Annotated in this window: 30 protein-coding genes and 2 pseudogenes; 12 read left to right on the top strand and 20 right to left on the bottom strand. The window is 68.1% G+C overall.

Annotated features, from left to right (window positions below):
• Window positions 1-45: 45 nt before the first annotated feature.
• A complete protein-coding gene (locus OG883_RS15225; protein ID WP_266540338.1) occupies window positions 46-1422 on the bottom strand; it encodes an ABC transporter substrate-binding protein in 1377 nt (458 codons plus the stop codon).
• Window positions 1423-1704: 282 nt separating this feature from the next.
• On the opposite strand from OG883_RS15225, the gene OG883_RS15220 reads away from it, so the two are divergent.
• Together OG883_RS15220 and OG883_RS15215 are read left to right on the top strand one after the other, a co-directional pair.
• Window positions 1705-2163 carry an SRPBCC family protein gene (locus OG883_RS15220; protein ID WP_266540336.1) on the top strand — a complete coding sequence of 153 codons (459 nt, stop codon included), beginning with the start codon at window positions 1705-1707 and terminating at the stop codon, window positions 2161-2163.
• Between the two features lie 186 nt (window positions 2164-2349).
• Window positions 2350-2703 (top strand): annotated as a pseudogene (locus tag OG883_RS15215) (NAD-dependent epimerase); the annotation flags it as partial.
• 142 nt (window positions 2704-2845) lie between these two features.
• Here OG883_RS15215 and OG883_RS15210 read toward each other — a convergent pair.
• From OG883_RS15210 to OG883_RS15165, 10 genes are read right to left on the bottom strand one after another with little or no spacing between them, the layout of a single operon-like run.
• A complete protein-coding gene (locus tag OG883_RS15210) occupies window positions 2846-3124 on the bottom strand; it encodes a gas vesicle protein K (RefSeq protein ID WP_266540334.1) in 279 nt (92 codons plus the stop codon).
• Window positions 3121-3348, bottom strand: a complete 228-nt coding sequence (locus OG883_RS15205; RefSeq protein ID WP_266540332.1) for a gas vesicle protein — start codon at window positions 3346-3348, stop codon at window positions 3121-3123. The genes OG883_RS15210 and OG883_RS15205 overlap by 4 nt, the downstream gene beginning before the upstream one ends.
• A gap of 3 nt (window positions 3349-3351) precedes the next feature.
• Entirely contained in the window at window positions 3352-4164 is an 813-nt protein-coding gene (locus tag OG883_RS15200; protein ID WP_266540330.1) for a GvpL/GvpF family gas vesicle protein, read from the bottom strand.
• On the bottom strand, window positions 4161-4520 hold the full coding sequence (locus tag OG883_RS15195) for a gas vesicle protein (protein WP_266540328.1): 360 nt from the start codon (window positions 4518-4520) through the stop codon (window positions 4161-4163). Before OG883_RS15195 ends, OG883_RS15200 begins: the two co-directional genes overlap by 4 nt.
• Window positions 4521-4529: 9 nt before the next feature.
• Entirely contained in the window at window positions 4530-5513 is a 984-nt protein-coding gene (locus OG883_RS15190; protein ID WP_266540326.1) for an SRPBCC family protein, read from the bottom strand.
• Between the two features lie 6 nt (window positions 5514-5519).
• Window positions 5520-6485 (bottom strand): histone protein, encoded by a 966-nt coding sequence (locus OG883_RS15185; RefSeq protein WP_266540324.1) that lies wholly within the window; start codon window positions 6483-6485, stop codon window positions 5520-5522.
• 7 nt (window positions 6486-6492) lie between these two features.
• Window positions 6493-6741, bottom strand: a complete 249-nt coding sequence (locus tag OG883_RS15180; protein ID WP_266540322.1) for a gas vesicle protein GvpG — start codon at window positions 6739-6741, stop codon at window positions 6493-6495.
• 1 nt (window position 6742) lies between these two features.
• Complete coding sequence (locus OG883_RS15175; RefSeq protein ID WP_266540320.1) at window positions 6743-7489, bottom strand: GvpL/GvpF family gas vesicle protein; 747 nt, start codon at window positions 7487-7489, stop codon at window positions 6743-6745.
• 3 nt (window positions 7490-7492) lie between these two features.
• Window positions 7493-7954, bottom strand: a complete 462-nt coding sequence (locus OG883_RS15170; protein WP_266540318.1) for a gas vesicle structural protein GvpA — start codon at window positions 7952-7954, stop codon at window positions 7493-7495.
• A 33-nt stretch (window positions 7955-7987) separates the two neighbouring features.
• A complete protein-coding gene (locus tag OG883_RS15165; RefSeq protein WP_266540316.1) occupies window positions 7988-8308 on the bottom strand; it encodes a gas vesicle protein in 321 nt (106 codons plus the stop codon).
• Between the two features lie 275 nt (window positions 8309-8583).
• On the opposite strand from OG883_RS15165, the pseudogene OG883_RS15160 reads away from it, so the two are divergent.
• The 7 genes and pseudogenes from OG883_RS15160 to OG883_RS15130 all read left to right on the top strand — a co-directional run.
• Window positions 8584-8811, top strand: a pseudogene (locus OG883_RS15160) (glutathione-dependent formaldehyde dehydrogenase); the annotation flags it as partial.
• A gap of 206 nt (window positions 8812-9017) precedes the next feature.
• Window positions 9018-9173 carry a DUF6131 family protein gene (locus OG883_RS15155; RefSeq protein ID WP_266540314.1) on the top strand — a complete coding sequence of 52 codons (156 nt, stop codon included), beginning with the start codon at window positions 9018-9020 and terminating at the stop codon, window positions 9171-9173.
• A 345-nt stretch (window positions 9174-9518) separates the two neighbouring features.
• Window positions 9519-9794: an isoamylase early set domain-containing protein gene (locus OG883_RS15150; protein ID WP_266540312.1), complete on the top strand. Its 276-nt coding sequence runs from the start codon at window positions 9519-9521 to the stop codon at window positions 9792-9794.
• Window positions 9795-9964: 170 nt separating this feature from the next.
• Window positions 9965-10483 (top strand): hypothetical protein, encoded by a 519-nt coding sequence (locus OG883_RS15145; RefSeq protein ID WP_266540310.1) that lies wholly within the window; start codon window positions 9965-9967, stop codon window positions 10481-10483.
• Between the two features lie 532 nt (window positions 10484-11015).
• Window positions 11016-11702, top strand: a complete 687-nt coding sequence (locus OG883_RS15140; protein WP_266540308.1) for a HemK2/MTQ2 family protein methyltransferase — start codon at window positions 11016-11018, stop codon at window positions 11700-11702.
• Complete coding sequence (locus OG883_RS15135) at window positions 11683-11886, top strand: CDGSH iron-sulfur domain-containing protein (RefSeq protein WP_266540306.1); 204 nt, start codon at window positions 11683-11685, stop codon at window positions 11884-11886. Before OG883_RS15140 ends, OG883_RS15135 begins: the two co-directional genes overlap by 20 nt.
• Window positions 11886-12911 (top strand): iron-containing redox enzyme family protein, encoded by a 1026-nt coding sequence (locus OG883_RS15130; RefSeq protein ID WP_266540304.1) that lies wholly within the window; start codon window positions 11886-11888, stop codon window positions 12909-12911. Before OG883_RS15135 ends, OG883_RS15130 begins: the two co-directional genes overlap by 1 nt.
• Before the next feature lie 50 nt (window positions 12912-12961).
• Here the strand turns inward: OG883_RS15130 and OG883_RS15125 are convergent, their stop codons facing one another.
• The 4 genes from OG883_RS15125 to OG883_RS15110 all read right to left on the bottom strand — a co-directional run bounded on the left by OG883_RS15125 (window position 12962) and on the right by OG883_RS15110 (window position 15264).
• On the bottom strand, window positions 12962-13744 hold the full coding sequence (locus OG883_RS15125; protein WP_266540302.1) for a metallophosphoesterase: 783 nt from the start codon (window positions 13742-13744) through the stop codon (window positions 12962-12964).
• The gene (locus OG883_RS15120) at window positions 13741-13995 is read right to left on the bottom strand and encodes a BON domain-containing protein (protein WP_266540300.1); all 255 of its coding nucleotides are present in this window, start codon (window positions 13993-13995) and stop codon (window positions 13741-13743) included. Before OG883_RS15120 ends, OG883_RS15125 begins: the two co-directional genes overlap by 4 nt.
• Complete coding sequence (locus OG883_RS15115; RefSeq protein ID WP_266540298.1) at window positions 13992-14750, bottom strand: nucleotidyltransferase family protein; 759 nt, start codon at window positions 14748-14750, stop codon at window positions 13992-13994. Before OG883_RS15115 ends, OG883_RS15120 begins: the two co-directional genes overlap by 4 nt.
• A 136-nt stretch (window positions 14751-14886) precedes the next feature.
• Complete coding sequence (locus OG883_RS15110; RefSeq protein WP_266540296.1) at window positions 14887-15264, bottom strand: DUF6479 family protein; 378 nt, start codon at window positions 15262-15264, stop codon at window positions 14887-14889.
• Between the two features lie 669 nt (window positions 15265-15933).
• Here OG883_RS15110 and OG883_RS15105 point away from each other — a divergent pair.
• Both OG883_RS15105 and OG883_RS15100 read left to right on the top strand, forming a co-directional pair.
• Window positions 15934-16179: a DUF6158 family protein gene (locus tag OG883_RS15105; protein ID WP_266540294.1), complete on the top strand. Its 246-nt coding sequence runs from the start codon at window positions 15934-15936 to the stop codon at window positions 16177-16179.
• 104 nt (window positions 16180-16283) lie between these two features.
• Entirely contained in the window at window positions 16284-17834 is a 1551-nt protein-coding gene (locus tag OG883_RS15100) for an FAD-dependent oxidoreductase (RefSeq protein ID WP_266541556.1), read from the top strand.
• Between the two features lie 118 nt (window positions 17835-17952).
• On the opposite strand, the gene OG883_RS15095 is transcribed toward OG883_RS15100, so the two are convergent.
• Window positions 17953-18330: a DUF2795 domain-containing protein gene (locus tag OG883_RS15095; protein ID WP_266540292.1), complete on the bottom strand. Its 378-nt coding sequence runs from the start codon at window positions 18328-18330 to the stop codon at window positions 17953-17955.
• 392 nt (window positions 18331-18722) lie between these two features.
• Between OG883_RS15095 and OG883_RS15090 the strand changes: the two genes are divergently transcribed.
• Window positions 18723-18896: a CsbD family protein gene (locus tag OG883_RS15090; RefSeq protein WP_266540290.1), complete on the top strand. Its 174-nt coding sequence runs from the start codon at window positions 18723-18725 to the stop codon at window positions 18894-18896.
• 205 nt (window positions 18897-19101) lie between these two features.
• Here OG883_RS15090 and OG883_RS15085 read toward each other — a convergent pair whose 3' ends face one another.
• The 4 genes from OG883_RS15085 to OG883_RS15070 all read right to left on the bottom strand — a co-directional run bounded on the left by OG883_RS15085 (window position 19102) and on the right by OG883_RS15070 (window position 24055).
• Window positions 19102-19776 (bottom strand): endonuclease, encoded by a 675-nt coding sequence (locus OG883_RS15085; RefSeq protein WP_266540288.1) that lies wholly within the window; start codon window positions 19774-19776, stop codon window positions 19102-19104.
• Between the two features lie 27 nt (window positions 19777-19803).
• Window positions 19804-20136 carry a DUF3140 domain-containing protein gene (locus tag OG883_RS15080; RefSeq protein WP_266540286.1) on the bottom strand — a complete coding sequence of 111 codons (333 nt, stop codon included), beginning with the start codon at window positions 20134-20136 and terminating at the stop codon, window positions 19804-19806.
• Between the two features lie 165 nt (window positions 20137-20301).
• Window positions 20302-20493, bottom strand: a complete 192-nt coding sequence (locus tag OG883_RS15075; RefSeq protein WP_266540284.1) for a DUF6381 family protein — start codon at window positions 20491-20493, stop codon at window positions 20302-20304.
• A gap of 184 nt (window positions 20494-20677) precedes the next feature.
• Window positions 20678-24055, bottom strand: coding sequence for a pyruvate carboxylase (locus OG883_RS15070; RefSeq protein WP_266540282.1), 3378 nt, complete (start codon window positions 24053-24055; stop codon window positions 20678-20680).
• Window positions 24056-24231: the final 176 nt, after the last annotated feature.

Here is a 24231-nt window from a genome sequence, read left to right as displayed (position 1 = left end):
CGGGGGCAGGGGCGGGAACGGTCGGCGTGGCAGGGGTTGGGGTGTTCACGGGATCAGCCCCTTGGACTGGAGAGCGTCCTCGATCTGGCTGCCGATGTTCTCGATGTCGCTCCGAGGCTGGATCCCCGAGGGCGGGGAGAGCGTGTGCGAGATCGCGATGGACACATTCTGGTAGGCGGGGGTCTGGGGGCGGACGCTGGCGTTCTCCAGGGCCGAGAGCACTTCGGAGGCGAACGGATAGCTCTTGGCGAGTGCCTTGTCGGAGTAGAGCGCGCGCAGGGTGGGTGGCAGTCCACCCTTGAGCGCCGCGGCCATCTGGTTCTGACGATTGCGCAGGCACAGCGCGGCTTCGAACGCGAGGTCGGGGTGGCGCGAATAGGCGCCGACGGCGAGGTCGATGCCGCCGATGGTGGGTTTCGAGGGCCTGCCCGGGTCCACTCCGGGGTACGGCGCCCAGCGGAAGCTCTTGAACAGCTCGGGCTGGTTCGCCTTCATCGACGGATAGACGAACGGGTAGTTCAGCTCGAAGGCGGCGTTTCCCGACTCCATGGCCAGCCTGTTCTGATCCTCCATCTGGTTGGACAGGGAGGGGTCCGCGGCGGGTGAGGTGGCCAGGTCGTGCATGATCGTGGCCGCCTGGACCGCGGGCGGACCGAGCGAGGGGGCCGTGGCTGCGGCGTTGAGGATGGAGCCGCCGGCGCTCTCCACGAGCGTGTTGAACCAGACCGTCAGCCCCTCGTACTGGGCGCCCTGGATCTCGACGTAGTGGGGCTTGCCCTCCTTGGCGAGTTCGCGTGCCATGCCCAGCATCTCGGCCCACGTCTTGGGGGGCTTGGGCACGAGGTCGCTTCGGTACCACAGCAACTGGGTGTTGGTGTTGTACGGGACGGCATACAGCCTGCCCTTCCACGTCGCCGTCCGCAGCGGCACTTCGAGGGTGCCCTCGGTGGCGCTCCGGCGGTTGCGTCCGGTCCACGGCAGGATCCATTCGGCCTCGGCGAACTCCGCAGCCCAGGTGACGTCGAGGCCCAGGATGTCGAGGGTGCCGTCGTGCGCGGCGAGCCGGCGGACGAGCTGTTGACGCTGGCCGTCGGCGCCGCGCGGCAGTTTGTTGTACGCAATGCGGTACCTCCCGCCCGAGGCGCGGGTGCAGTTGCTCGCTGCGTCGGCCAGAGCACCTGAGTCGTCGGGGAAGTTGTACCAGTTCAGGGTGACCGGGCCGGATTCAGCCGACTCGCAGGAGGTCAGCAGCCCGGCCAGCAGGGGCAGCACGGAGAGGCACCGCAGCCGCCGCGCGACGCCACGGCCGGCGGGGCGCGGCGATGCTTCTCCGCGTGCCCGCGCGTGTGCCTGTGCTGCCTCTGCCTCTGCCTCTGCCTGGGCCTGGGCCTGTGCATGTGCCGGGAGGGCCTGTCCGTTCACGCGCCCCACCATTCACCTCCCGGACCCGCCGGTCACCGGATGTCTGGTCACCCGGCGCAACGCCTTCGTACCGGCGAACGTAACCGCTCCCCTGCAGCGACCGGCGCAACGCGTCGGGCGGGAGTAAGGAGATCCCCCGGATGGCCAGCGCCCTGGTCCGGCGCGGAAATCGTAGGAGCACATCACCCATAGGGAGGCGGCCGCCGGGTACGCGTTGCGACGTGCCGAGATCCGAGCGGCAGGGCAGCTGTCCTGCGGCAGTCACCAAGAGGAGGCGCAGTAGTGAGCACGGTGAAGGAGACGGTCGAGGTCGAGGTCCCCGTCCGCATCGCCTACAACCAGTGGACGCAGTTCGAGGAGTTCCCGAACTTCATGGAGGGAGTTGAGGAGGTCACACAGCTCGACGACCGCCACAACCACTGGACCACGAAGATCGGTGGGGTACGCCGAGAGTTCGAGACCGAGATCATCGACCAGCTCCCCGACGAGCGGATCGCCTGGCGTACCACCGGCGGCGACACCAAGCAGATGGGCATGGTCCGTTTCCAGCGCCTGGACGACACGCACACAAAGGTGGAGCTGGTGATGGATGTGGAGTCCAGTGGGGCCGCCGAGACGGCCGCTGACGCGACGGGAATGATCGACCGGCGCGTCAAGGGCGACATGCGACGCTTCAAGGAGTTCATCGAGCACCGCGGCGGCGAAACCGGATCGTGGCGCGGCCGTATCCAGCCCGGATAAACGTCCCTGGCCCGGCAGCACGGCGTGTCCCGCACCACAGTGGCCAGGAGGGACACGGCTGGTCCACCAACCGTGGCAGACAGGTCTTGTCGCGCCGGCAGGAAGGTCGGCCAACCGGCCGACGGCCACTCGGGCCGGGAGAATCCGAGCCGTACGCGGCGAGCCCGGCCGGGCTCGCCGCGTACGCGCGGTATCCACGCAGGCCGCTTCAGGCCCGGCCCGCCGCTGCCGCCGAGCCTGCTGCCGTTCGTGCCGGACATGGAGGGCATGCGGTTCCAGATACGGCACACCGACGACGACGCGGAGGCCTACCGCCTCGCGGTGTTGCGTGATGTGCGCGGAGCGTTCAACCTCGTCGCAGAACCCGTCATCGACGCAAAGGTTCTGGGCACGCTGCTCACGTCCCGAGTGGTGCGTCTGCCGCGGCGTGCGCCACGCACGGCTCTTGCAGCCGCGTGGAGCCTGCGTCTGGTCCCGGCGTCGCCGCACCTGTTCGCCGCGGTACTGCGGCTGCCGCTCGTTGGTACCGCTCGTGTGCGCCGCGAGCCGGGATGGAGCCGTCACAAGGCGCACTGAAGCCGCCGGAGTGGTCACCGGGTCAGGCACTCCCGTTCGCCGGGCCGACGCAGGCAGGACGCAGCGCTCGGCCCTCAACTGGCCGAAGCCGGCCCGCGTCACGAATTCAGCTGCGCGGCAGCAGGGTTCCAAGCGGTCCGAGGTCGAGGTTGAGGTCTTCCGGACGCACACCGTGCTGGTCGCAGAGTTCGGTCATACGCTGCTCGAGCAGCATGAGCGTGGTACCGATCTCGTCGACCTGTTCGTCCGTGAGATCGCCCTGCTCGACCCGCCGGAGTGCCTGGCTTTCCATCAGCTGTCTGAGCAGCTCCACCACGGTCAGGACGAGCGTGACCAGGTCACGCCCCATCTGGTCACGGTCCACGTCGAGTCGGCCGGCCGTCATAGAGGGCCCCCGTCCGCCCAGGGTGCGGGAACTCGCTCGTTGACGGACGACAGCAGAGCATGCAGGGACAGCCGCACCAGTGGAACGTCGGCGATCGCGATGACCAGATCGCCACTGATGACCACGCCAGTGGCCAGTACGCGGTCCAGAAGGTCGACGAGCGGGACTCCGATGGGCCCCGACAAGGGCCCCGGAGTATCCCAGGGCACCACCTCGTGCGTCATCGCCTACACCTCGCCGACGAAGGAGTACGGTACCCAGGGCCCTGAGACTTCGATCTCTGCCCCGGTACGCTGCCGCAGCGTCTGCGCCAGCCCGCCGAGTTCGTGAACCCGGTGCTCGGCCACGAGGTAGGTGGCGTTGAGGATCTGAAGGCGCCGATCGCCCGCCGGCTCCTGGCCGTGTGGCCGCAGCCTGCGGAACGCGGTCGCCAGGGTCCGGAGTCCGGCATCCACTTCGTCCGCGATGCGCAGCGTATCTTCTTGCTGTCGTTCGCGCCGTTGCTGGATACCTCGCTTGCGGTCCAGATAGGCGAGTCCGGCACCCGGGGCCGGGGGTGCGGAATCAGCAGGCGAGGTGGTGGGGCTCACGGTGTCCTTCCCGCCTGACGGGGCGCTGGGGGCGTACACCTTCACCCCCCATTCGGCATGGTTCTCGATGCGCTTCAGAACAGCGTGGAATCGGTCCGCCTCGCTCTCCAGCGTTCGCCGTGCGCTCTCGTCGCCGCGATACAACGTGGCCAGAGGAAGGGGAATCGTGGGGCCGCCGGCGGCAACGGCGGAAACCACGTCATGGTGCGCGCGTGCACATCGCTCGAGTTCATGGAGGTCCGAGAGGCGTTCCTGCCATGCCTCGTCGCTGAAGTCGGCAGCGGGCACGTGCTGGACAACGGCGGTGAGTGTGCCGAACGGCAGAGTACGTACGGGCGCTTCGTCAGTGAGGCCGGGCAGCCCCGTCACCGTGGCCGGTTCCGGGGCCCGGCAGACAGCGAAGACATAAGTGGCCACGGCGCCGGCGGAGTCGGGGACCTGCTTCTTCATGTGCCTCGTTTCTCCTTGGTCCGTTGCAGGGACGAGGTGTCGTCCACCTTCGATTCGAGCGCCTCCAGGCGCTCACGCAGCTGACGGTTCTCGACCTGCAAGGCGCTGCGGGACGCGCGGGAGCTCAGCGCCGGGTCGCTCTCCCACCAGTCGATACCGGCCTTCTTCGCCGTGTCCACGGATGCCACGAACAGACGGAGCCGGATGGTCAACAGCTCGATGTCGAGAAGGTCGATCTTGATGTCACCGGCGATGACGATCCCCTTGTCGAGGACGCGCTCAAGAATGTCGGCGAGGTTGGTGGTCTGCGGCCCTGCGACGGGCTGGGAGCCTTGTCTGAAGTCGACGTCGGTCACGTGGGCGCCTCAGTCCTCTCGCTCCTCGTCGGCAGGTTCCTCTTCGTCCTCCCACTCACCGTCCTCGTCTTCCTCTTCCTCGTCTTCCTCTCCCTCCTCTTCCTCTCCCTCCTCCTCGTTGTCCTCGTAGCCGTTGTCGTCCTGCGCGTCCTCTGTCTCGTCCTCGGCTGCTTCTTCCTCCTCCATGGCCTCTTCATGGGACACGACGACCTCGCCGTCACGGATTTCGCCGCGCCAGCCTTCGGGCTCGTTGTCGGTGAGGGTGACGTACCGCTGGAAGTGTTTGAAGTCCAGTCGCATTCGACGGCCCTGAGCGCGCCACAGGTTGCCGGTCTTCTCGAAGAACCCGGAGGGGTAGTACTCCACGACCAGCACGATGCGGGTCAGCGTCGGTCCCAGCTCATGGAAGCTGACGGCTCCGCGGGTGCTGCCCTTGGATCCCTCGGAGGTCCATACGATGCGGTCGTCGGGAATCTGCTCCTGTACGGTCGCTTTGAAGCTTCGCGACGAAGGCCCGACTTTGACCTTCCAGTCACTGGCCATCTCGTCGCTCATCGAGACGCTCCGGACCCCCTTGGTGAAACTGCTGAACTGGTCGTACTGCGTCCAGAAGTCGTAGGCGGTGCGCAGGGGGACTCCCACATCGAGAACCTCGATGATGTTCATCGACTTGCCGCCGCCGCCCTTCCCCTTCCCCTTTCCACCTCCAAAAGCTTCCTTGGCTTTGTCCACGACGCTGTCCTTGACGCCTTTTGCCTTCTGAGTGACGAAGGCTTTCAGCGGCGAGTCCCCCTTGAGGACGGAGCCGATCATGGGCAGGGCTCCGCCACTCTCGGCAGCATCGGTGAGCCGGCCCGTGACGTCGGTGAGCTTGTCGCCCGCCTTCTCCGCGAGGTGCTCCACCTGTGCGGAGAGAAAGTTCGACAGCTCCTCACGGAGACGGTCAACACCCGACTCCTCCGCCTCGGGTTCGTCTTTTTGCGTCCTGGCCATGGCTGGCTACCTCCGGCGATCGGCGCGCTTGGCTGTCTTCTTGGCCGCGCGCTTCGAGGGCGTCGTCTTCTTGGCCGCGGACTTCTTGGCCGGAGCCGTCTTCTTGGCCGCGCGCTTCGAGGGCGCGGTCTTCTTGGCCGCGGACTTCTTGGCCGGAGCCGTCTTCTTGGCCGCGCGCTTCGAGGGCGTGGCCTTCTTGGCCGCGGACTTCTTGGCCGGAGCCCTCTTCTCTGCGGTTTTCTTCGCTGCTGTCTTTTTCGCAGCGGTCTTCGTCGGCGCGCTCTTCTTCGCTGCCGCCTTCTTGGCAGGGGCCTGTTTCCTGCCCGCGGCCCTCGTGGAGCGTCCTCGCGACGGCTGGGCCCTTGCGGGTTCGGGCTTCTTTCGTGCCGATTCCCGAGGGCTTCGGCGCCGTCGCGGGCTTACCTCCTCCGGCTCTTCCTCTTCCTCCGGCTCTTCCTCCTCCTCTTCTTCTTCCTCCTCTTCCTCCTCCTCCGGCTCTTCCTCCTCCTCTTCCTCGCCCTCGGCGCCCTCCTCGTCTTCGTACTCGCCCTCTTCCTCCGGCTCTTCCTCCTCTTCCTCTTCCTCCTCTTCCTCTTCCGGCGCCTCCTCGTACTCGTCCTCGTATTCGCCCTCTTCCTCTTCCTCCTCCTCGCCCAGGCCCTCGCCGAGGCGGGCTGTGCGATCACTGATCGCGTCGGCCAACGAACTCATCCCTCGGTTCGCTGTAGCCGTCAGCGCCTTACGGCCGGCGTCGAGGACCTCGCCCTTCAATTGCTCCTGCAGGTCGGCGAATTGTGGGATCTCACCCAGCCTGCGCATTCCTTCAGCGGCAAGCTGACGCGGTTCGAGGCCGAATCGCCTTCCTGCGAGATACGTCGCCACGGTGATGGCCAGTCGGCCCTTCTTCGTACGGCCCAGCACGTAGCCGCCCACGACTGAGACGGCGAGGGCCACCTTGGTTTGATCATCCATGAGTCAGTCACCTTCGTTCTCTCGGTGCGCAGTACGCATCATGGAGTCGGTCGAGCAGCCGTTCCTCTTCCCGTTCGAACTCCTCCAGACTGATGCTTCCGTCTTCGAGCTCCTGGTTCAGCGCAGCCAGTTGGGCGCGGATTACGGCGGGGTCATGCAGTTCACGCTCGGCGGCATCATGGACTTTCTCGGCCACCCAGATCACTCCGCGAACCGGCGCGAGAGGGAGTGTCAGCAGTCCCGTGATGAGTCCCATGTCAGGCTCCGGCCGATACGAGAGGGCCGTCGGCGGCGACGAAGCTGTAGCAGGGCAGCGGGCCGGCCATGCGGAGCTCGACTCGTTCACGGTGCGCGTCAGCAAACCGCTGCGCCCTCGTTCTGAAGTCGTCGCTGTCGCTCCGGTTGACGAGGAACGACACGTTGAGAGCGCATCCGTGGACCTCCGGTCCCCCGGCCACCGCGCGGGCCATGGGCGTGAGTTCGCGCACCACGCGCTGGCCGGCCTCGGCCGCCCTGCGGGAGAGAGCGGCAGACACGGCTTCACCCAGTCGGAGACTGGCGTCGTAACTGGGATGGCGACGTACTTCCTCGCGGAGCCGCCGGATGTTCTGGTCCTCCGCGACGAGGGCGGCCAGCCCATTCTGGGCCGGGAGGGCCTTGATGTTCACTTCGACCCCACCGTCGAGGTACTCCAAGGCCGCGATGTGACGTGTCCTGGCGACGGTCAGTTGCTTGCGCACGCTCTCCTCGTCCTGTGCCACCATTCCGAAGCGCATGGGGAGCAGCGGTCCGCCTTCGGCCAGGTGCATCAAGAGATCCTGGTGTGCGAGCAGGTCTCGGCGCCGCGCACGCAGCTGTGGGGGCGCGTCGCTGACAACGGCAGTGACGGGTCCCTGCCGGATCATCCTCAAGGGAGCAGGCGGGCTGCCCACGCCGGAAGTGTCATTCGGCAGTGGTCTCCCGCTCCGGATGATCGCGTAGACGTACACACCGTTGTTCGTCACCGGTCATGCCTCCGCGCGTCGGCGTCGGGCCCCGCTGCGTGCAGGGGCGCGCCGACGCGGCCGCTCCTGCTCCTGCTCTTCCTCCTCGTCGGACTCGTCGGCGTCATCGTCGTCACGTCCTCCGACCGCCTTGCGCACGGTGTCACCCACGGCTTCCGTGGCCTTCCTCACCTTGCGCTTGCCGATGGACTTGGCCGCACCGCCGCCGATCAACTCCGGAACGGTGGTGCTGCCCGAGTCACGCTCCAGGTCCAGCCGGTTGCACGCCTCCGCGAACCGCAGATAGGTGTCCACGCTGGCGACGACGATGCGCGCATCTATCTTGAGGATCTCGATGCCGACCAGGGAGACCCGGACGAACACGTCGATGACCATGCCCCGGTCGAGGATGAGTTCCAGCACGTCGTACAACGTTCCGGCACGCGGGGGGCAGGAGACCTCGTCGGCGTAGGTGGTCGTGGGCATAGGGCGTCCTCTCAGCTGGTCGGGCAGGGCGGATCACTCGTCGGCGGCGCCCCTTCGATAGCGGCGGACCCTGCTGTACTCCAAGAGCTCGCCGCCCTGATCGAGTTGCACCTCGTAGGAGGCGAGCAAGCTCGTTGTGTCCGGAATTCGAGCCACCTCAAGGACGTCAACGACGACACACCATCCGTCGTCCGTACGCCGTACTGCCGACACACCCTCTGGTGAATGGCCGATCAGTCCCTCCAGCCGCTGGCAGGCATCGCGGGCAGCCTGCTCCGGCCCCCGGGCGGAAGAGGTTCGCGTGCCCGACGTCTTTGCGGAGGGCCGGGCGCGTGTGCGCCGTTGTTCTGCCATAGAAACAAGTCTCATCACTCATGGGCGCGGCGCATCTTGTACTGGGCCGTCGGCGTGGCCACTGCGCCCGCCGCCCTCTCCATGTGCCGGGCCCGGTTGCGCGACTGCGAGGCGTAGGCGCCGTGGGCTCGTGCCCGAAGCGCTTTACCGGCGCCTCGGTCGTATGAGAGCGCTTACGTGGCATGGCCGGCGTGACGTACGGGTCGACACGGTGCCCGACCTTGAGATCACCGAGCCGAGCGACGCCATCGTCCGGATCACCTCTACCGCCAATCGACCCCGTACCGCTGGCGACCCTGTTCGACAAGCAGGTCCAGCTCCGTATGGGCCAGGCCAACGTCAAGCACTGGGTCGACGAGATTCTCCCGCTGCTCGACGACTCCGACCCACTGGGGGTGGACGGCTTCGCCACGCACACGCTGTCCCTCGAGGACGGTCCACAGGCGTACAAGACGTTCCAGGCCAAGCAGGACGGGATGATCAAGACGATCCTCACTCCCTGAAGAAGCCGCGTCCGCTCCGGCCGCGCCCGCTGATGACACCTTGGGCCAAGCGGCTCAGAGGCGGGAGCGGAGTGTCGTGGGCCCTCGAGCCGGCGCAGGAAGGGGAACCCGCATGAGCGACGCCGCGTCGATTCGGGAGCGGTTGCCGCCGAAACAGCCATGGAGCAGAGTGAGAGAGGCAGGTTTCTGCGAGATCGGAGGACACCGTGATCGCTCTGGGCGTCATTCTGCTCATCATCGGGTTCCTGTTCGGTATCGGCATCCTGTGGACCATCGGGATCATCCTGCTCGTGATCGGGGCAATCCTGTGGATCCTGGGGGCCATGGGGCATGCGGTCGGCGGCCGACGACACTACTGGTAGAGGAGCGCGCTTACGGGGACGCTCACGCAGCCCTCGTAAGCGCGGACCTCGCAGGTGAGCGCCGTGCCCTCCAGAACGGCGATGTCACCGATCCCCCAGCTCTTTCCCGCCCGCGCCGACCGGCCTTCGCCACGGCGGGGGTCGATGCCTGTTCAGCCCGTATGGCCGGACTCACCGACGAGGGGAGCACCTCGGCCAGTCCCTGCGCACGGCGGTATCGCCCCGCCGCATCCTGCCCGGGCCATACGGGCGACGGGAGGCCCCGTTGGCGTAACCGGGCGCGACGGGCGAACGCTGTGACGGGAATGCTTGCCCCAGCCCCTCTCCGTGATGAAAGGCACCTCCATGCTGGAGCGATTCCGCCGCAAGAACGACACACAGATCACCTTCGTCCTCCCCTCGGACCAGCCCTGCGGCAATGTCAGCGTCGTCGGCGATTTCAACGACTGGCAGCCCGGCGCCCACCCCCTGGTGGAGCGAGAGGACGGGATCCGCGCCGTCACTCTCCATCTGCCGAGCGAGCAGTGCTACGAGTTCCGCTACCTCGCCGCCGACAACTACTGGTTCGACGACGAACACGCCGACGCCCACGACGGCCAGAACAGCATCCTGCACACGTGACCGCCGCGTCCACGGCGTTCTGTTCCCAGGGGTCCAGCTCCTGAGAGGTACCCCGGCCTGTACGTGCCGGCCCGGCCCCGCGGGCGTCCCGTCGGCGCGGGATCGACATCCCGGACGTGAATCGCACGGCCGTGAATTCGCACGGACATGGATACGCAAGGAGGAACGCCGTGGACCATTCTCGATCGGGACACGCCACTGCGGAACGCTCACAGCTGCTCGGCATCTACCTCAACGACCATCTTGCGGGCTCTTTCGCCGGCACCGACCTGGCCCGTCGTATGGCGAAGACCCACAGCGAACCGGCGGCCTCTTCCGCTTTGGAGCCCATTGCGGCAGAGATTGCTCAGGACCGTGCGGCTCTGCTGGAGATCATGAGAGGGCTCGACCTTCCAGTCCGCCGTCACAAGGTTGTTGCGGGCCGGCTGGCCGAGAAGGCCGGCCGCCTCAAGAGCAACGGCCGCCTCGTGCGTCGCTCGCCGCTCAGCTCCCTGCTGGAGCTGGAGATGATGCGCTTGGGCGTGGAGGGCAAAGCGGCGCTATGGAAGACGCTCCGGGTGCTGGCTGACGACGAGCCACGGCTGAAGTCGCAGATGCTGGACACCCTCCTCGAACGCGCGGACCGTCAGCTTCGGACACTGGAGGAGCTGCGTCTCCAGGCGGCGGAAAGCACATTCCGGCGCCCGTGACGGGTTGGCGGTGGTGCGTGCCCGCGACAGCCCCGGGAAGCTGCGTGATGCTGAAGTGGTGAACAGCCGGGACCAGACAGCCGCCAGCGCCCGCTCGGCGGCCTCCAGGTTGTCGACATCCGACGTCGCGCGAAGAGGCCCACCCGTCATTGCCCCGGAGCCATCGATCAGTCGTCCACCGGGATCTGCCTGCCTTCCTCCGTGTGGCGGTCGTGCCATGCGGGTTCCCATACTCCGCTGCCGTCCGACCGGTGCATCTCGGGCAACGAGGCCGTCGGCGTGGCCCGCACAGGTCCATGCGTGGTGGCACAGACGTGCCGGTGCAAGGCTGTGACCAGCAGGGATGCAGAGTACGATCGTGAAGTGTTCGGTTCCGCTGTGAGAAAGTCATTCGGCGGGGAATCCGGGGATTGTGACGGATTTTGCGGGTGCGCGGCACGAGGCACCCCTGGAACAGCCCGCAATGATCGCGCTGCGCGGCGCAGGGCAGCTTGATCGAGGGACTGCGTACACAAGCTGCGGAGGTGTCGCGATGCTCAGCATGCTGGAAGCGGACAGCAGAGTCGGGCGCCCACTGACTCCCCCCGGGGTATACGCCCCCCAGGACGACACACTCCTGCTGGCAGAGGCTCTGGAACGCGAACCCCTGCATCCGGGCGCGGCTGTCCTCGATGTGGGAACAGGAGCGGGAACGCTCGCGCTGGCCGCAGCCCGGCGCGGCGCTCGTGTGACCGCCGTCGACAAGGCTTTGCGCGCCGTACTCACCACCCGCCTCAACGCCACGCTCGCGCGGCTGAGAGTCGAAGTGCTGCGCGGCGATCTGCTGGCTCCGGCCGCAGGCCGCCGCTTCGATCTCATCCTGAGCAATCCGCCCTATGTGCCTGCGCCGCAACCCGGTCTGCCGCACCGCGGGCCGGCCCTGGCCTGGGACGCGGGCTGCGACGGCCGAGCCCTGGTGGACCGGATATGCGACGGCACCGCTGAACTGCTTCGCCCCGGTGGAGCCCTTCTGCTGGTGCACTCCGCTCTGTGCGGCGTCGAGCCGACGCTGGCGCGTCTGAGCCGGGCGGGGCTGAGGGCGGAGGTGACCGACCGGCGCTGCATCCCCTTCGGACCGGTGCTCCGCTCGCGAAGTGGATGGCTGGAGGAGCAGGGGCTGATCGGGCCCGGCGAGGAGAAGGAAGAGCTGGTGATCATCCGTGCCGACCGCATCCAGTGAACAACCGCGTCGCGTCACGCTGACAAAGGACGGCCCGATGCTTGTCGAGGGCCCCGTCGAGGTGGTTCTCGACGATGGCAGCACGGTGGCATCGGATCGTTTCACCGTCGCGCTGTGCACCTGCCGGCGCAGTCGGACCTATCCATGGTGCGACACCAGCCACCGGCGCCGGGAGAAGACGTGATGAGGGAAGAGACAACCCCCCTGCGGACTGCCGACGGCCGGCTCAGCGAGCCCGCGTTGCCCCAGGGCCGTGGAGAACTCTCGTACGGAGTCGTACGCGCCCTCACCGGGCCACCCGGCACCCCCTTGCCGGAGGATGAGGCGGCCGGGGGCGCCGACCCTTACGGAGACGACCTGCAACTGGCGCTATACCTCTGCTACGAACTGCACTACCGCGGATTCTCCGGTGTCGATCCCCTGTGGGAGTGGGATCCCGGACTGTTGCGCCTTCGTGGGGTGATGGAGCGGCGCTTCCTCGCCGCGCTGCGCGCGGATGCCGGCCCGCCCAGGAAGGCCGAGGAGGCACTGGAGGAGATCCTTGTCGAACCCCTTACCGGTACGGGCCCGTCCCACTTCCTCAAGGACGTGGGCGAGTTGTGGCACCTTCGGGAGTACGCGGCCCAGCGGTCCCTCTACCACCTCAAAGAAGCAGATCCCCACGCATGGGTCATCCCGCGACTGTGGGGCAGGGCGAAGGCTGCCATGGTGGCAGTGGAGTTCGACGAGTTCGGCGCCGGACGTGCGGACCGGGTGCATGCGCGGCTCTTCGCCGATTTGATGGCGGACCTCGGTCTGGACACGACGTACGGGCGCTATGTCGACGCGGCTGTGGCGGAAATGCTGTCGAGTGTCAACATGATGTCGATGTTCGGGCTGCATCGTGCGCTTCGAGGTGCTCTGGTGGGGCACTTCGCGGCGGTGGAAGTGACCTCATCGCCCGGCTCGCGGCGAATGGCTCAGGCATTGCAGCGGGTCGGCGCGGGGGCCGCCGCGGTTCACTTCTACGCCGAACACGTGGAGGCGGACGCCGTCCACGAGCAGATTGTCCGGCGAGATGTCATCGGCGGACTGCTCGAGCAGGAGCCCTGGCTCGAGGAAGAGGTGGCGTTCGGTGTCGATGCCACTGGTTGGGGCGACGCACGTCTCGGTGAACGCTTGCTCTCGGCGTGGCGCGGGGGGCAGTCGAGTCTCAGGACACCCCTGTGACTGAGTGGCCGTGTGCGGCGTGACCGAGTGGTCGTGTGAGGCGGGGTCCCTCAGCCGAGCACGGCGGTGTTCGGCGGCCCCGCCGAGGCGGCCGCGCCGTTCCGGCTCGCGTGCACGGGCAGGTGGTATACGGCGAAAGCGCGTCCGATCACCGGCTGGGCGACGTTACGCACGTGCACTCCGCCGCTCGTCATCCCCCGCTCGCTGCCCAGGTGCGCATGGCCGTGAACAGCGAGGTCGGCCCCGGCTTCGTCCATGGCCTCGGCCAGCAGGTAACTGCCCAGGAACGGGAAGATCTCCGGCGGCTCGCCGGCGAGGGTGTCCGGAACCGGCGCGAAGTGCGTCAGCGCGACCCGTACCACGCAGTCGTGCTCCCTGAGTTCCTCCAGAGACCGCCGAAGGCCGTCCGCGCAGAGCCGGCTGTGACGCATGAACGCTTTCATCTCGGGTTCGCCGAACTCGCCGCCACTGCGTCCGGCGAACCCGCCGCCGAAGCCTTTGGTACCGGCGACCCCCACCGGCACCCCGCCGATGTCCAGTACGGCACCCTCGCCCTCCAGGACGGTCACTCCCGCCTCACCGAGCAGCGCCGTCACCTCGGCCTGCTGATCGTTGTTGTAGTCGTGGTTGCCGAGAACCGCGACCACCGGCACATCCAGGCCGGCCACCTCCCCGGCGACCACCTCGGCCTCGTCGACCGTCCCGTGCCGGGTCAGGTCACCGGCGAGCAGGAGCAGGTCGGCGCACTCCCCCAGAGTGTCGAAGGCAGGCCGGAGCGTCCCCGCGCTGTCGGGTCCCATATGGATGTCGCCGACTGCCGCCACTCGGATCACGAGAGCTCCTCAGGATGGTCGGGTGCGGTCGTGGACGCCACCACCACGTCCTCCCGCAACGAGAGCCCTTCCAGCACCTCCCGTGCGACACGCAGTATTTCGTCCCGGCAGGCGGGGCTCGAGACCGTGCCGGACAGCAGGACGGTGTCGCCGCGCAGTTCGATCCGTACGCCCATCTCCGCGGTCGGCCCGCTCGCCAGCCGCTCGCGCAGGTGCGCAATGCGGTACTCGGCGGCGTCGGCGTGAGTCATGGCTTTGCCTCCCGCTGCTGGATGATTTCCAGACGCTCGAGGAGGTAGAGAAACGCGTCGGGCATCGGCGAATCCCGGTGCTCGCGGCGCACTCGGCCCCAGTCGATCTTCTCGCGCAGGCCTCGGGCGATGGGGAGTGCGGCTCCGAAGTCACAGTGATGCTCGGAGAAGGCGGCCAGCAGACTGCTGACGAGGTCGGTGGGTGACAGCACCGGCATGCGCACCGAGTCCACCGGCAGGGTCTCGGCCCGGCCGAGCAGCTCTGCGGTCACCGGCTGCTGTGCCAGCTCGAAGATCAGATCGATCTCCTCACCATGGCTGCGCGCCTTGATCAGCCAGTCCTCCGGCGGGGTACGCACCTCGACGCCCGCGTTCTCCAGGGCCTCGGTCACCACGGCCGCGTCTTCGCGCAGAATGCAGAAGTCGGCGTCGTGCTGGAGGCTGACCGGCACGCCGTGCGCGTAGGCTGCCACGCTGCCGGCCAGGGCGAACGAGTGCCCGCCGCTCTTGAGTGTGGCGGCCACATGCTTGGTGGCTTCCAAGATCGCCTGAGTGCGATCCGGTGGGAGTGGCCAGGCACTGCTCCACGCCTCTGCGCTCTGTTGCGCCACACCCTGTTGCTCCACCTGTCGCTCCGCGCGTTCTGCGCTCTGTTGCTCCACGCGCTCGCCCTTCGCAGCACTGCCTACGGCCGGCCGCAGGTCAGCCGGATTACCCCGGTCACCGGCGGGGCTGTCGTGCGAGTAGATCCTCACGAAATGCACCGTACTCGCCGTCGGCTCGATGGGATTGCCGACCAGGCAGCTTGCCCGGTCGGGACGTCTCGACGCCGGGTTCCCGGTGTGGAGAAGGACGGCTTCACGCCGACGCTCAGCCGCCGGGCCCGTCGCCTCAGCCGCCCAGCCCGCCGCTGCCGAAGCCGCCTCGCCTGTTGTCCTCGTCCTCCGGCCGCTTCTCCTGGGGAGCGGACGACCGACCCTGGTTGCCGTAGCCCCTCAGTTCATGAGGGGAGAGTCGCTCTCCCTCGCCGCCGAAGTCATCGGCTTCACGGGTTTCGGCCTTCGTGGGGGCACGGTGGGAGCTGCGCCGGGGCTGTTCCTCGGGGCGCGGAGGCCTGCTTCGGCCGCGACCGCTTCTCCGAGCAACCACTCCGATCAACAACGCGACCACGGCGATGCCGATGATGAAGGGGCCAATTCCTGTGACCCACTCATTGCCGGCCGCGAGGTCAGCCGTACTTCCGTGCTCCTGCTCAGCGAGTGACGTCATGCCGATCATGTAATCCTCCGTCCGGACGGTTCCTTCGGTCATGGCGTGTGCCCCCGAATTGCCCACGATCACAAAGTTCGCCCGATCGGCCCGGAGGGCCGAGTCAGCGAGGTGTCTACGAACCGAAGCCCCAGGCCGGTACGGATGGAGCGAACGCTGCCGGGTACCGGTTTTGCGGGAACCCGCCCACACCATGCGGACCGGATCGAGAACGAGGGGCATGGCCGGAGACGAGGGCATGCGACGAGCAGCGTCGTCCGGCCACGGCAGGGCCGCCCGGGCGCGCCAGTGGTGGCGGCGCGCCCGGGGGCCGCCCGAGCCTGGTCCCCCTCCGATTGCGGCATCCGGGGCAGGGCGACGACCGGAGAATCGCTGGTCGCGTCTCGGCTCGGCGTGCCAATGCCTGTCCGTGGGGCCAGAGTGGAGGGGAGGGCAGAGGACCGCAGCCCTCTCGTAGATGTCCGTCGCCCGGTCGCCCAGAGCTCAGCTGCGGGGTTACGGGTGCTGACAGCGCCATCGGCCCGCATTCGGCCCGGGCGAGCCGGCCTGCCCGGCGATGCGGTGCGGTGCCCGGAGTGTGCCGCCGCTGCTCGAATCGACGGCAATCACGTCATCGCTCCCCCGCCGGGTAACCGGTATGCGGAAGATGTGCAGACGGAAGGAAATTCGATGAGTGACGCGGGACGCGGCCGCAGCGGCGTGGGGCCGGCAGATCTCGACGAGCAGCAGCTTCTGCGGGAGCTGGAGACCATTCACCGCACCCGGCACGACACGTTGCTGCACGGCTCGCAGAACGCGCTGATAGCGCACAGCAAGCGCATGACGGAGCTGGAAGCCGAATACCTGAAGCGCCATCCCGACCGCCGCGCGGCGAGCGGCAGGACACGGGAAGGCGCCCGCGCGAGGACCGATTGAGTGCTGCGCCACCTCACGTCCCCGGCGCGCGGGGCCGAGGGAAGTCCGGTCACGCGGCACGGTTGGCCGGAGCGCAGAACGGGAGGTCGGGAGACATGGCTGACATGGCTGCGGAACGCCCCACAATCGACGAGTCGTACTGGATGGCCACCACTCCCGGTACCGGCTATCCACCCCCCGGAACGGATCTGACCGCCGATGTCGCCGTCATCGGCGCCGGCATCGTCGGCCTGTGCACCGCATGGGAACTGGTCCGGGCCGGCCTGGATGTCGTCGTCCTGGAGGCGGACCGGATCGCCGCCGGCGTGAGCGGCTGCACCACAGCCAAAGTGACGTCCCTGCACGGTCTGGGATACGCGCGGCTGGAGGCGAAGCACGGCGCGCACAAGGCCGCGCTGTATGCGCTCTCGCAGCAGGACGCTGTCGACCGGACCGCCACTCTCTGCGCCGAGCTGGACATCGACGCCGACCTGGAGCGAGCCTCTGCCTACACGTACGCGGAGGATCCGCAGCTCGCGGGCGGGATCAGGGACGAGGCGGAGGCAGCCCGCAGGGCGGGTCTCGACGCTTCCTTCGTGACGGAGACGGAGCTCCCCTTCGCTGTTTCCGGCGCAGTGTGTGTCGAGGGCCAGCTCCAGTTCCATCCCCGGAAGTTTCTGCTCGCGCTGGCCGAGAAGATCGTCGCTGTCGGAGGCCGCATCCACGAACGCTGCCGTGTCACCGCACTCCACGACGGCAGCCGCTGTCGGCTGTCGACCGAGGGCGGAGTCACGGTCGAGGCGCGCGACGCCGTCATCGCGACGCACTACCCGGTATTCGACCGGACCCTTCTCTTCACCCGGCTGAAGCCCCGGCGGGAGCTGGTGATCGCCGCGCCGGTGCCGTCCGACGCCGCCCCCGCAGGCATGTACATGAGTCCCGAGAACAGGGTCCGTTCGGTGCGCAGTGCGCCCTACGGCGAAGGGCGCCGGCTGCTCATCGTCACGGGGGAATCGTTCGAGCCCGGGGCCGGAGACGTACGGCAGCGGTTCGCGCGCCTCGACTCCTGGGCGCGCGAACGGATGCCGGGGTTCGCGGAGGCCGACAACGCCTACCGCTGGGCCGCGCAGGACAACGACTCCAGCGACCACCTGCCGTACGTGGGGCATGCCCACCCGGGCACCCAACACGTCTATGTGGCCACCGGCTTCGGCGGCTGGGGCATGAGCAACGGGGTGATGGCCGGCCGCCTGCTCGCCTCGCACATCGCGGGCGGCTCGAGGCCGGACTGGACCGAGCTGTACGACCCGAGGAGGCTGCCTCGGGTGAGGGAGACGGCGGAGCTGGCGAAGTTCCAGACGGCTGTCGCCCGGCACTTCGTCGGCGACCGCCTGCACACCAGCCACGTCGACTCGGTGAACGACATTCCGCCCGGCAGTGGGGCGGTCGTGCGTCTGGAGGGGAGGCGGTGCGCCGTGTACCGCGACGAGTCGGGCCACGTCACCGTGCTCTCCGCGCGCTGCAGCCACCTCGGCTGCCTGGTGCAGTTCAACGACGCCGAGCAGGTCTGGGAATGCCCGTGCCACGGCTCACGGTTCGCGACGAACGGTTCGGTCCTTCACGGACCCGCCACCCGGCCACTGGAATCCCGTGAGGCGCCCGGAACGGAAGGCTGAACAGGACGAGAGGGCCACACGCCCGGCCTCACACCTCCGGCGCGCCGCCCGGAAAACGGGTCCTGAAGGCCGCCGGGCTGCGGCTGCCGGCGTCGGCGGCCGCAGCCCGGCGGGAGGGCTACGCCTGACGCGCGAGGGCCCTGACCGCTTCGTGCGCAGTGGGGTATGTCTCGTCGGCCGGCAGCCCGTTCACCAGATCGACCAGCCAGGCAGGCGCATGCTTTTCGCTCAGAGCCTGCACCAGTCCGCTGCGTGTCGCCGGGAAAGCCCTACGGCCCAGATGCCGGGCCAATTCGACCTCTGCCCTGTCGTCCGGTCCCAGCGAGCCCATGGCAGGCACCGCGCCCGACGCGATCTCCGGGTCGTCATCCGCACCGGGCTCCGGGTCGTGCCACTCCTCTACCCGTGTGGGGTGTCCTGAACGGAGCAGACCCTGCAATTCATGCTTCATCTCGTCGTCCTTATGGACGCTGAGGCGATCACTGCCTCGCTGCATATCACCCTCCTAGATCCTGGGAACTGTGCACGTACCCGATCCCACACCTGTAACACCGGCCGGACCCACGTCGGCGCTTCGCGATGCCCATCCCTTTGGATGCCCACCGCTTCGATGGACGGGCGTATCCGGACCACCCGATCGCGACCTTTCCCGCGATGAGGCCGATTTGCAGAACGACCGACTCCCTCATTCTCCCATCCGGTCGGGAGGTTTGGGATATTCCGCGGCAATGCGGGCACCCGCTGTTCGAGACGGCGGCAACGCATCGCCTGTGGCACGGCCAAGCCGGTGGCGGTGTGTCGAACAGAACCCATAAGCACGCACATGCGCACTCGGAGTGATGGGCGCAGGTGGGTCGATCCATTTCCCATGCGAAAGAGAAAACCGTCATGAGTAAGGCAAAGGCGAAGGCAAAGCAGGTCAAGGGCAAGATGAAGGAAGCCAGCGGCAAGGCCAAGGACGACCCTGGCATGCAGGCGGCGGGCCGCGGCGAGCAGATCACCGGCAAGGCACAGGAAGTCGCGGAAGAGACTGCCGACCGGGCGAAGAAGTCAGGACGGTAAGCCGGAACCACTCAGGGCTGGGACTGAGGCGGACACCCGCCGCGTCAGGTCCAGCCCCCTTGCGGTCACCACACACCGCGGTCACCACACAGCCCTTGACACCCTTTGCTGTCACCGCAGCAGGGCACGCGCGTCGGAGATCGAGCGCGCATTGCCTGCTGTTCCGTACACACCCGGCTCGACCCTCACACACCCGGCTCGACCCTCACTCCGTTCTGCCTTCGGGAGTGTGCTCCGTCTCCGCCCGTCGCAGACAGGCGTCGGCAACCTTCTTGTCCAGGGCCGCACGGACCAGGGCAGCGGCGAATACAGCCGCCCCTGATTCTCCGGCGTACCGCGCCAGTCTCGACGGCTTGTCCGGCAGCCCCAGACTCCGCGCGCCCTGCAATGCCTTTTCATCCAGATAGGGCGCTGCCTCGGACCAGAGGTCCTGCACCTCGCGGAGAAAGATGTCCGCGCCCGTAGGGCCGATACCCGGAACCTTCTGGAGCAGCCGGCGCAGGGACGCGACATCACCGGCCGCCTCGGCCCGGAGGCGACGCAGATCTCCGCCCCACTCGTCCATCACCAGCTGTGCTCCGTCACCGAGCTGCGTCGCCGTACTCTCGTCGTACCGGCGATAACCGCCCCTCCCCAGGGCGTCGACCCTTTGCTGCCAGGTCGCTTCCCTCATGCGTCGCGGGGTGCGCAGCCCCGCCCCGTTCAGGGCCCGGGCGGTTTCCACCGCGGTGCTGCTGCGGATTCTCCTGCTCAACAGGCGGGCCAGTACGAGGAGTTGGTACAGCGGCTGCGGTGTGTCCCGGAGCCTGATCCCCGCTTCCTGCGCGAAGCTGCGGCCCTGCGAGTCCAGCAGTGCTGCCACCACGTCACGGTCGCCCATGGCCCCGCCTCTTTTGTTCCGCTTCCTTCAGGGCTTGAGCGGATCGTGTCCGAGGGTCATGAGGCTGTGACGCCACTGAGTGTCCGTGGCGTCTCCATCCCGCTCCTGCTGCGCCTCGACCGCTTCCACGACCTGGTGCATGACCTGTACGTCGTCGTCGGTGAGGTCGGCGCGCCGCTTCAACAGAATCGACAGCACACGCCTGCCCTCCTCGGCGCCGACGCCCTGCGGCAGAGCTTCCGTACTCTCGGCCGCCTCTCGGGTCTCGAGCCATGCGCTCAGCTCCTGGGAGGTCATGTTCACCAGTCGATGAAACTCATCCCAGAGAGCCTCGCTCTCTACTGCGTCCATTTCACCCATGCTCGGCTCCGTACATCGTGCCGTCTCCGCGGCAGGCAGCCGCGCCTGCGATCGGGCGCGCTTCTTTGCAGCCCTGCCCATGGTGCTCGGGTGACCGGTGGACGACGGTTCCAAACGTGTCGAGCAGAAGCGGCTGGGTCCCCACCTCTGCCGTACACAAAGCGCCTACTCAGGGGGGTAAATGTCTCCGCCGCCCATGCTGCTCTGCTGCTCGCTCTGGTCCCGCAGCTTCCGGGCCTTCTCCTGGAGCCGCTGACGCTCGTCCGGGTCAGTCGTGCGCTCAGCCGCCTCCGTCATCTGCTGAGCCTGGTCCCGCATCTGCTGGGCTCGGCCACCGGGGTCACCCACAACGCTCATCGTCGCTCCTTGGACGAGAGAAAACATCGTGCGCCTTCAGCGAACCAGCGCCACAAGGCCCCCGCACCTCGAACGGTTACCCACAGCGATCCCCTGATGCGAGCAGAGGCGCCACGTCCGGTTTCGGCCCGTCTGACGGGCGGCCCGGAGATCCCCTCTCCGGGCCGCCCGTTCGCGACAGGTGTCAGGCGATCTCGATGAGCAGGTCGCCCGCCTCGACCTGCTGAATCTTGCCGATCGCCAGCCGGCCGACGGTGCCCGCGTACTGGGCGGTGATGGACGCCTCCATCTTCATCGCCTCGATGGTGGCCACTGTCTGGCCCGCGGACACCGAGGCGCCCTCCTCGACCTGCAGTGTGACCACGCCGGCGAACGGTGCGGCAACGTGGCGTTCGTTGCCCCGCTCGGCCTTCTCCGCCGCCTTGACGTCGGTGGCGACGGACTCGTCCCGGACCGACACCGGTCGCATCTGCCCGTTGAGCGTGGCCAGCACCGTACGGTAGCCCCGCTCGTCGGGCTCGGAAATGGCTTCCAGCTCGATCAGCAGCGTGACGCCGGGCTCGAGGGTGACCGTGTGCTCGGTCTCCGGTTCCAGGCCGTAGAGGAAGTCCTGCGTGGGCAGTACGGAGGTGTCGCCGAAGGATTCGCGGTGGGCGTCGAAGTCCTTGGTCGGGCCGGGGAACAGCAGCCGGTTCAGTGTCGCCCGGGGGGCGTCCCGCAGACCGCTCCGGTCCTCGTCCGACAGCGTGGGGGTTTCCGCCTGCGGCGGACGGCCGTGCAGCGCCCGCGTACGGAACGGCTCGGGCCAACCGCCGGGCGGGTCGCCCAACTCACCGCGCAGGAAGCCGATCACCGAGTCGGGCACGTCGAACTTGGCCGGGTCGGCCTCGAAGTCCGCGGCCTCCACTCCGGCTCCGACCAGATGCAGCGCGAGGTCTCCCACCACCTTCGACGACGGTGTCACCTTCACCAGCCGGCCGAGCATCCGGTCCGCCGCCGCGTAGCAGTCCTCGATCAGCTCGAAGCGGTCCCCCAGACCGAGCGCGATGGCCTGCTGGCGCAGATTCGACAACTGCCCGCCGGGGATTTCATGGTGATAGATACGCCCCGTGGGCGAGGCCAGCCCGGACTCGAACGGCGCGTAGACCTTGCGCATCGCCTCCCAGTACGGCTCCAGATCCCCGACTGCCTGCAGCGACAGTCCGGTCGCCCGCTCGGTGTTGTCGGTGGCCGCGACCAGTGCCGACAGCGGCGGCTGGCTGGTGGTGCCCGCCATCGAGGCGACCGCGGCGTCGACCGCGTCGACCCCCGCGTCGATCGCGGCGATCAGTGTCGCGAGCTGCCCGCCCGCCGTGTCGTGGGTGTGCAGGTGCACCGGAAGGTCGAACCGCTCGCGCAGCGCCGTCACCAGAGTGCGGGCGGCCGGCGGGCGCAGCAGCCCGGCCATGTCCTTGATCGCCAGCACATGGGCGCCGGCCTCGACGATCTGCTCGGCCAGACGCAGGTAGTAGTCCAGCGTGTAGAGCTTCTCGGCGGGGTTCGACAGGTCCGCGGTGTAGCAGAGGGCGACCTCGGCCAGGGACGTGCCGGTGGCGCGTACCGCATCGATCGCCGGGCGCATCTGTGAGATGTCGTTGAGAGCGTCGAAAATCCGGAAAATGTCCATTCCGGTGGCTGCGGCCTCGGCGACGAACGCTTCCGTCACTTCTGTCGGATAGGGGGTGTAGCCAACGGTGTTGCGCCCACGCAGCAGCATCTGTGTGCAGACGTTGGGCACCGCCTCGCGTACCGCCGCGAGTCGATCCCAGGGGTCCTCCGCAAGGAACCGCAGCGCCACGTCGTAGGTCGCGCCGCCCCAGCACTCCAGGCTCAGCAGCTGCGGCACCGTGTGCGCGACGTGCGGGGCAACGGCCACCAGGTCCCGGGTTCGCACACGGGTCGCGAGCAGGGACTGGTGAGCGTCACGGAAGGTGGTGTCCGTGACGGCGACAGCCGACTGGCGGCGGAGTTCGGCCGCGAAGGCGTCCGGCCCCAGGGCGGCGAGGCGCTGCCGGGAACCGTCGGGCGCCGATGTACCGACGGGGATGGGCGGCAGTTTGTCGCTGGGGTCGATGACCTGCGGCCGGTGCCCGTGGGGCCGGTTGACGGTCGTCTCGGCGAGATAGCTGAGCATGCGGCTGCCGCGGTCGGCCGAGGGACGGGCCCGGATCAGCTGCGGATGCTCGTCGATGAAGCTGGTCGTGATGCGGCCGGCGTTGAATTCCGGGTGGTCCAGCACCGCACCGAGGAAGGGCAGGTTGGTGGCCACCCCGCGGATGCGGAACTCGGCGATCGCCCGGCGCGCACGACGGGCGGCGTTGGCGAAGTCGTGCCCGTGGCAGGTGAGTTTGACGAGCATCGAGTCGAAGTGTGCCGACACCTCGGCGCCGGTGTGCACCGTGCCGCCGTCGAGCCGGACTCCGGGCCCGCCCGGTGAGCGGTAGGCGGAGATGGTGCCCACGTCGGGGCGGAAGCCGTTGGCGGGGTCCTCGGTGGTGATGCGGCACTGCAGGGCGGAGCCGGACAGGACGATGTCGTCCTGTGTCAGGTGCAGTTCGGGAAGGGTCATGCCGGCGGCGATGCGCATCTGGGCGATCACCAGGTCCCGGCCGGTGACCTGCTCGGTCACGGTGTGCTCGACCTGGATGCGGGGGTTCATCTCGATGAAGACGTGGTTGCCTCGCTCGTCGACGAGGAACTCCACGGTGCCCGCGTTCACGTAGCCGATGTGGCGCGCGAAGGCGACGGCGTCTGCGCAGATCCGCTCGCGCAGTTCCGGATCCAGGTTCGGTGCGGGCGCGATCTCGACGACTTTCTGGTGGCGCCGCTGCACCGAGCAGTCCCGCTCGTACAGATGCACGACGTTGCCGTCGGCGTCGGCCAGAATCTGCACTTCGATGTGGCGCGGGTTCACCACGGCCTGCTCGAGGAAGACCGTCGCGTCACCGAACGCGGACTGCGCCTCGCGCATCGCCGCGTCGATTGCCTCGTGCAGCTCACGGGGTTCGGCCACGCGGCGCATGCCCCGCCCGCCACCACCGGCTACGGCTTTCACGAAGAGCGGGAACTGCATGCTCTCGGCCGCGGCGAGCAGCGCCTCCACGTCCGTGGACGGCTCCGACGAGGTGAGTACCGGGACGCCGGCCTCCCGCGCCGCCGCGACCGCACGGGACTTGTTCCCCGTCAGATGCAGTACCGAGGAGGGGGGTCCGACGAAGGTGATCCCCGCCTCCGCGCAGGCCGCGGCCAGGTCCGGGTTCTCCGACAGGAACCCGTAGCCGGGGTAGATCGCGTCCGCGCCGGCCCTGCGCGCGGCCTTGATCACCTCATCGACCGACAGGTACGCCCGCACGGGATGGCCGGGTTCACCGATCAGGTACGCCTCATCCGCCTTGGCACGGTGCAATGAGTTGCGGTCCTCGTAAGGGAACACCGCCACCGTGGAAATGCCCAGCTCGAATGCTGCGCGGAATGCGCGGATCGCGATCTCGCCACGGTTGGCGACCAGTACCTTGCCGAACATCAAACTCCCTTGTCGTCTCGCTGGCGGGATGGCCCCAGGGCCGGTGATGTCGTCACCGGCGCCGTGAGGGGTATCCGGCTGCCTCGTGGAAGGTGTCGATGAGATTGTTGGTCCGGGCACCGCATCGGCCGATGTCGATCGGCAGGGGTGCTTCCCTCATGGGTAGGCACGAAATG

This window comes from Streptomyces sp. NBC_01142, assembly GCF_026341125.1.
Taxonomy (GTDB): Bacteria; Actinomycetota; Actinomycetes; order Streptomycetales; family Streptomycetaceae; genus Streptomyces.
The sequence above is the reverse complement of the archived record's forward strand: the minus strand, read 5'-3'. Positions and strand labels throughout refer to the sequence as shown.

What these genes read in the sequence shown, in the direction of transcription:
- OG883_RS15085 (WP_266540288.1), bottom strand. Translation starts at nt 19,776, where the DNA reads ATGGGCGACCGTGACGTGGTGGCAGCACTGCTGGACTCGCAGGGCCGC.
- OG883_RS15180 (WP_266540322.1), bottom strand. Translation starts at nt 6,741, where the DNA reads ATGGGACTCATCACGGGACTGCTGACACTCCCTCTCGCGCCGGTTCGC.
- OG883_RS15130 (WP_266540304.1), top strand. Translation starts at nt 11,886, where the DNA reads ATGAGGGAAGAGACAACCCCCCTGCGGACTGCCGACGGCCGGCTCAGC.
- OG883_RS15200 (WP_266540330.1), bottom strand. Translation starts at nt 4,164, where the DNA reads ATGAAGAAGCAGGTCCCCGACTCCGCCGGCGCCGTGGCCACTTATGTC.
- OG883_RS15190 (WP_266540326.1), bottom strand. Translation starts at nt 5,513, where the DNA reads ATGGCCAGGACGCAAAAAGACGAACCCGAGGCGGAGGAGTCGGGTGTT.
- OG883_RS15100 (WP_266541556.1), top strand. Translation starts at nt 16,284, where the DNA reads ATGGCTGCGGAACGCCCCACAATCGACGAGTCGTACTGGATGGCCACC.
- OG883_RS15095 (WP_266540292.1), bottom strand. Translation starts at nt 18,330, where the DNA reads ATGCAGCGAGGCAGTGATCGCCTCAGCGTCCATAAGGACGACGAGATG.
- OG883_RS15080 (WP_266540286.1), bottom strand. Translation starts at nt 20,136, where the DNA reads ATGGGTGAAATGGACGCAGTAGAGAGCGAGGCTCTCTGGGATGAGTTT.
- OG883_RS15105 (WP_266540294.1), top strand. Translation starts at nt 15,934, where the DNA reads ATGAGTGACGCGGGACGCGGCCGCAGCGGCGTGGGGCCGGCAGATCTC.
- OG883_RS15070 (WP_266540282.1), bottom strand. Translation starts at nt 24,055, where the DNA reads ATGTTCGGCAAGGTACTGGTCGCCAACCGTGGCGAGATCGCGATCCGC.
- OG883_RS15075 (WP_266540284.1), bottom strand. Translation starts at nt 20,493, where the DNA reads ATGAGCGTTGTGGGTGACCCCGGTGGCCGAGCCCAGCAGATGCGGGAC.
- OG883_RS15140 (WP_266540308.1), top strand. Translation starts at nt 11,016, where the DNA reads ATGCTCAGCATGCTGGAAGCGGACAGCAGAGTCGGGCGCCCACTGACT.
- OG883_RS15205 (WP_266540332.1), bottom strand. Translation starts at nt 3,348, where the DNA reads ATGACGCACGAGGTGGTGCCCTGGGATACTCCGGGGCCCTTGTCGGGG.
- OG883_RS15110 (WP_266540296.1), bottom strand. Translation starts at nt 15,264, where the DNA reads ATGACGTCACTCGCTGAGCAGGAGCACGGAAGTACGGCTGACCTCGCG.
- OG883_RS15120 (WP_266540300.1), bottom strand. Translation starts at nt 13,995, where the DNA reads ATGACTCACGCCGACGCCGCCGAGTACCGCATTGCGCACCTGCGCGAG.
- OG883_RS15090 (WP_266540290.1), top strand. Translation starts at nt 18,723, where the DNA reads ATGAGTAAGGCAAAGGCGAAGGCAAAGCAGGTCAAGGGCAAGATGAAG.
- OG883_RS15170 (WP_266540318.1), bottom strand. Translation starts at nt 7,954, where the DNA reads ATGCCCACGACCACCTACGCCGACGAGGTCTCCTGCCCCCCGCGTGCC.
- OG883_RS15150 (WP_266540312.1), top strand. Translation starts at nt 9,519, where the DNA reads ATGCTGGAGCGATTCCGCCGCAAGAACGACACACAGATCACCTTCGTC.
- OG883_RS15210 (WP_266540334.1), bottom strand. Translation starts at nt 3,124, where the DNA reads ATGACGGCCGGCCGACTCGACGTGGACCGTGACCAGATGGGGCGTGAC.
- OG883_RS15165 (WP_266540316.1), bottom strand. Translation starts at nt 8,308, where the DNA reads ATGGCAGAACAACGGCGCACACGCGCCCGGCCCTCCGCAAAGACGTCG.
- OG883_RS15185 (WP_266540324.1), bottom strand. Translation starts at nt 6,485, where the DNA reads ATGGATGATCAAACCAAGGTGGCCCTCGCCGTCTCAGTCGTGGGCGGC.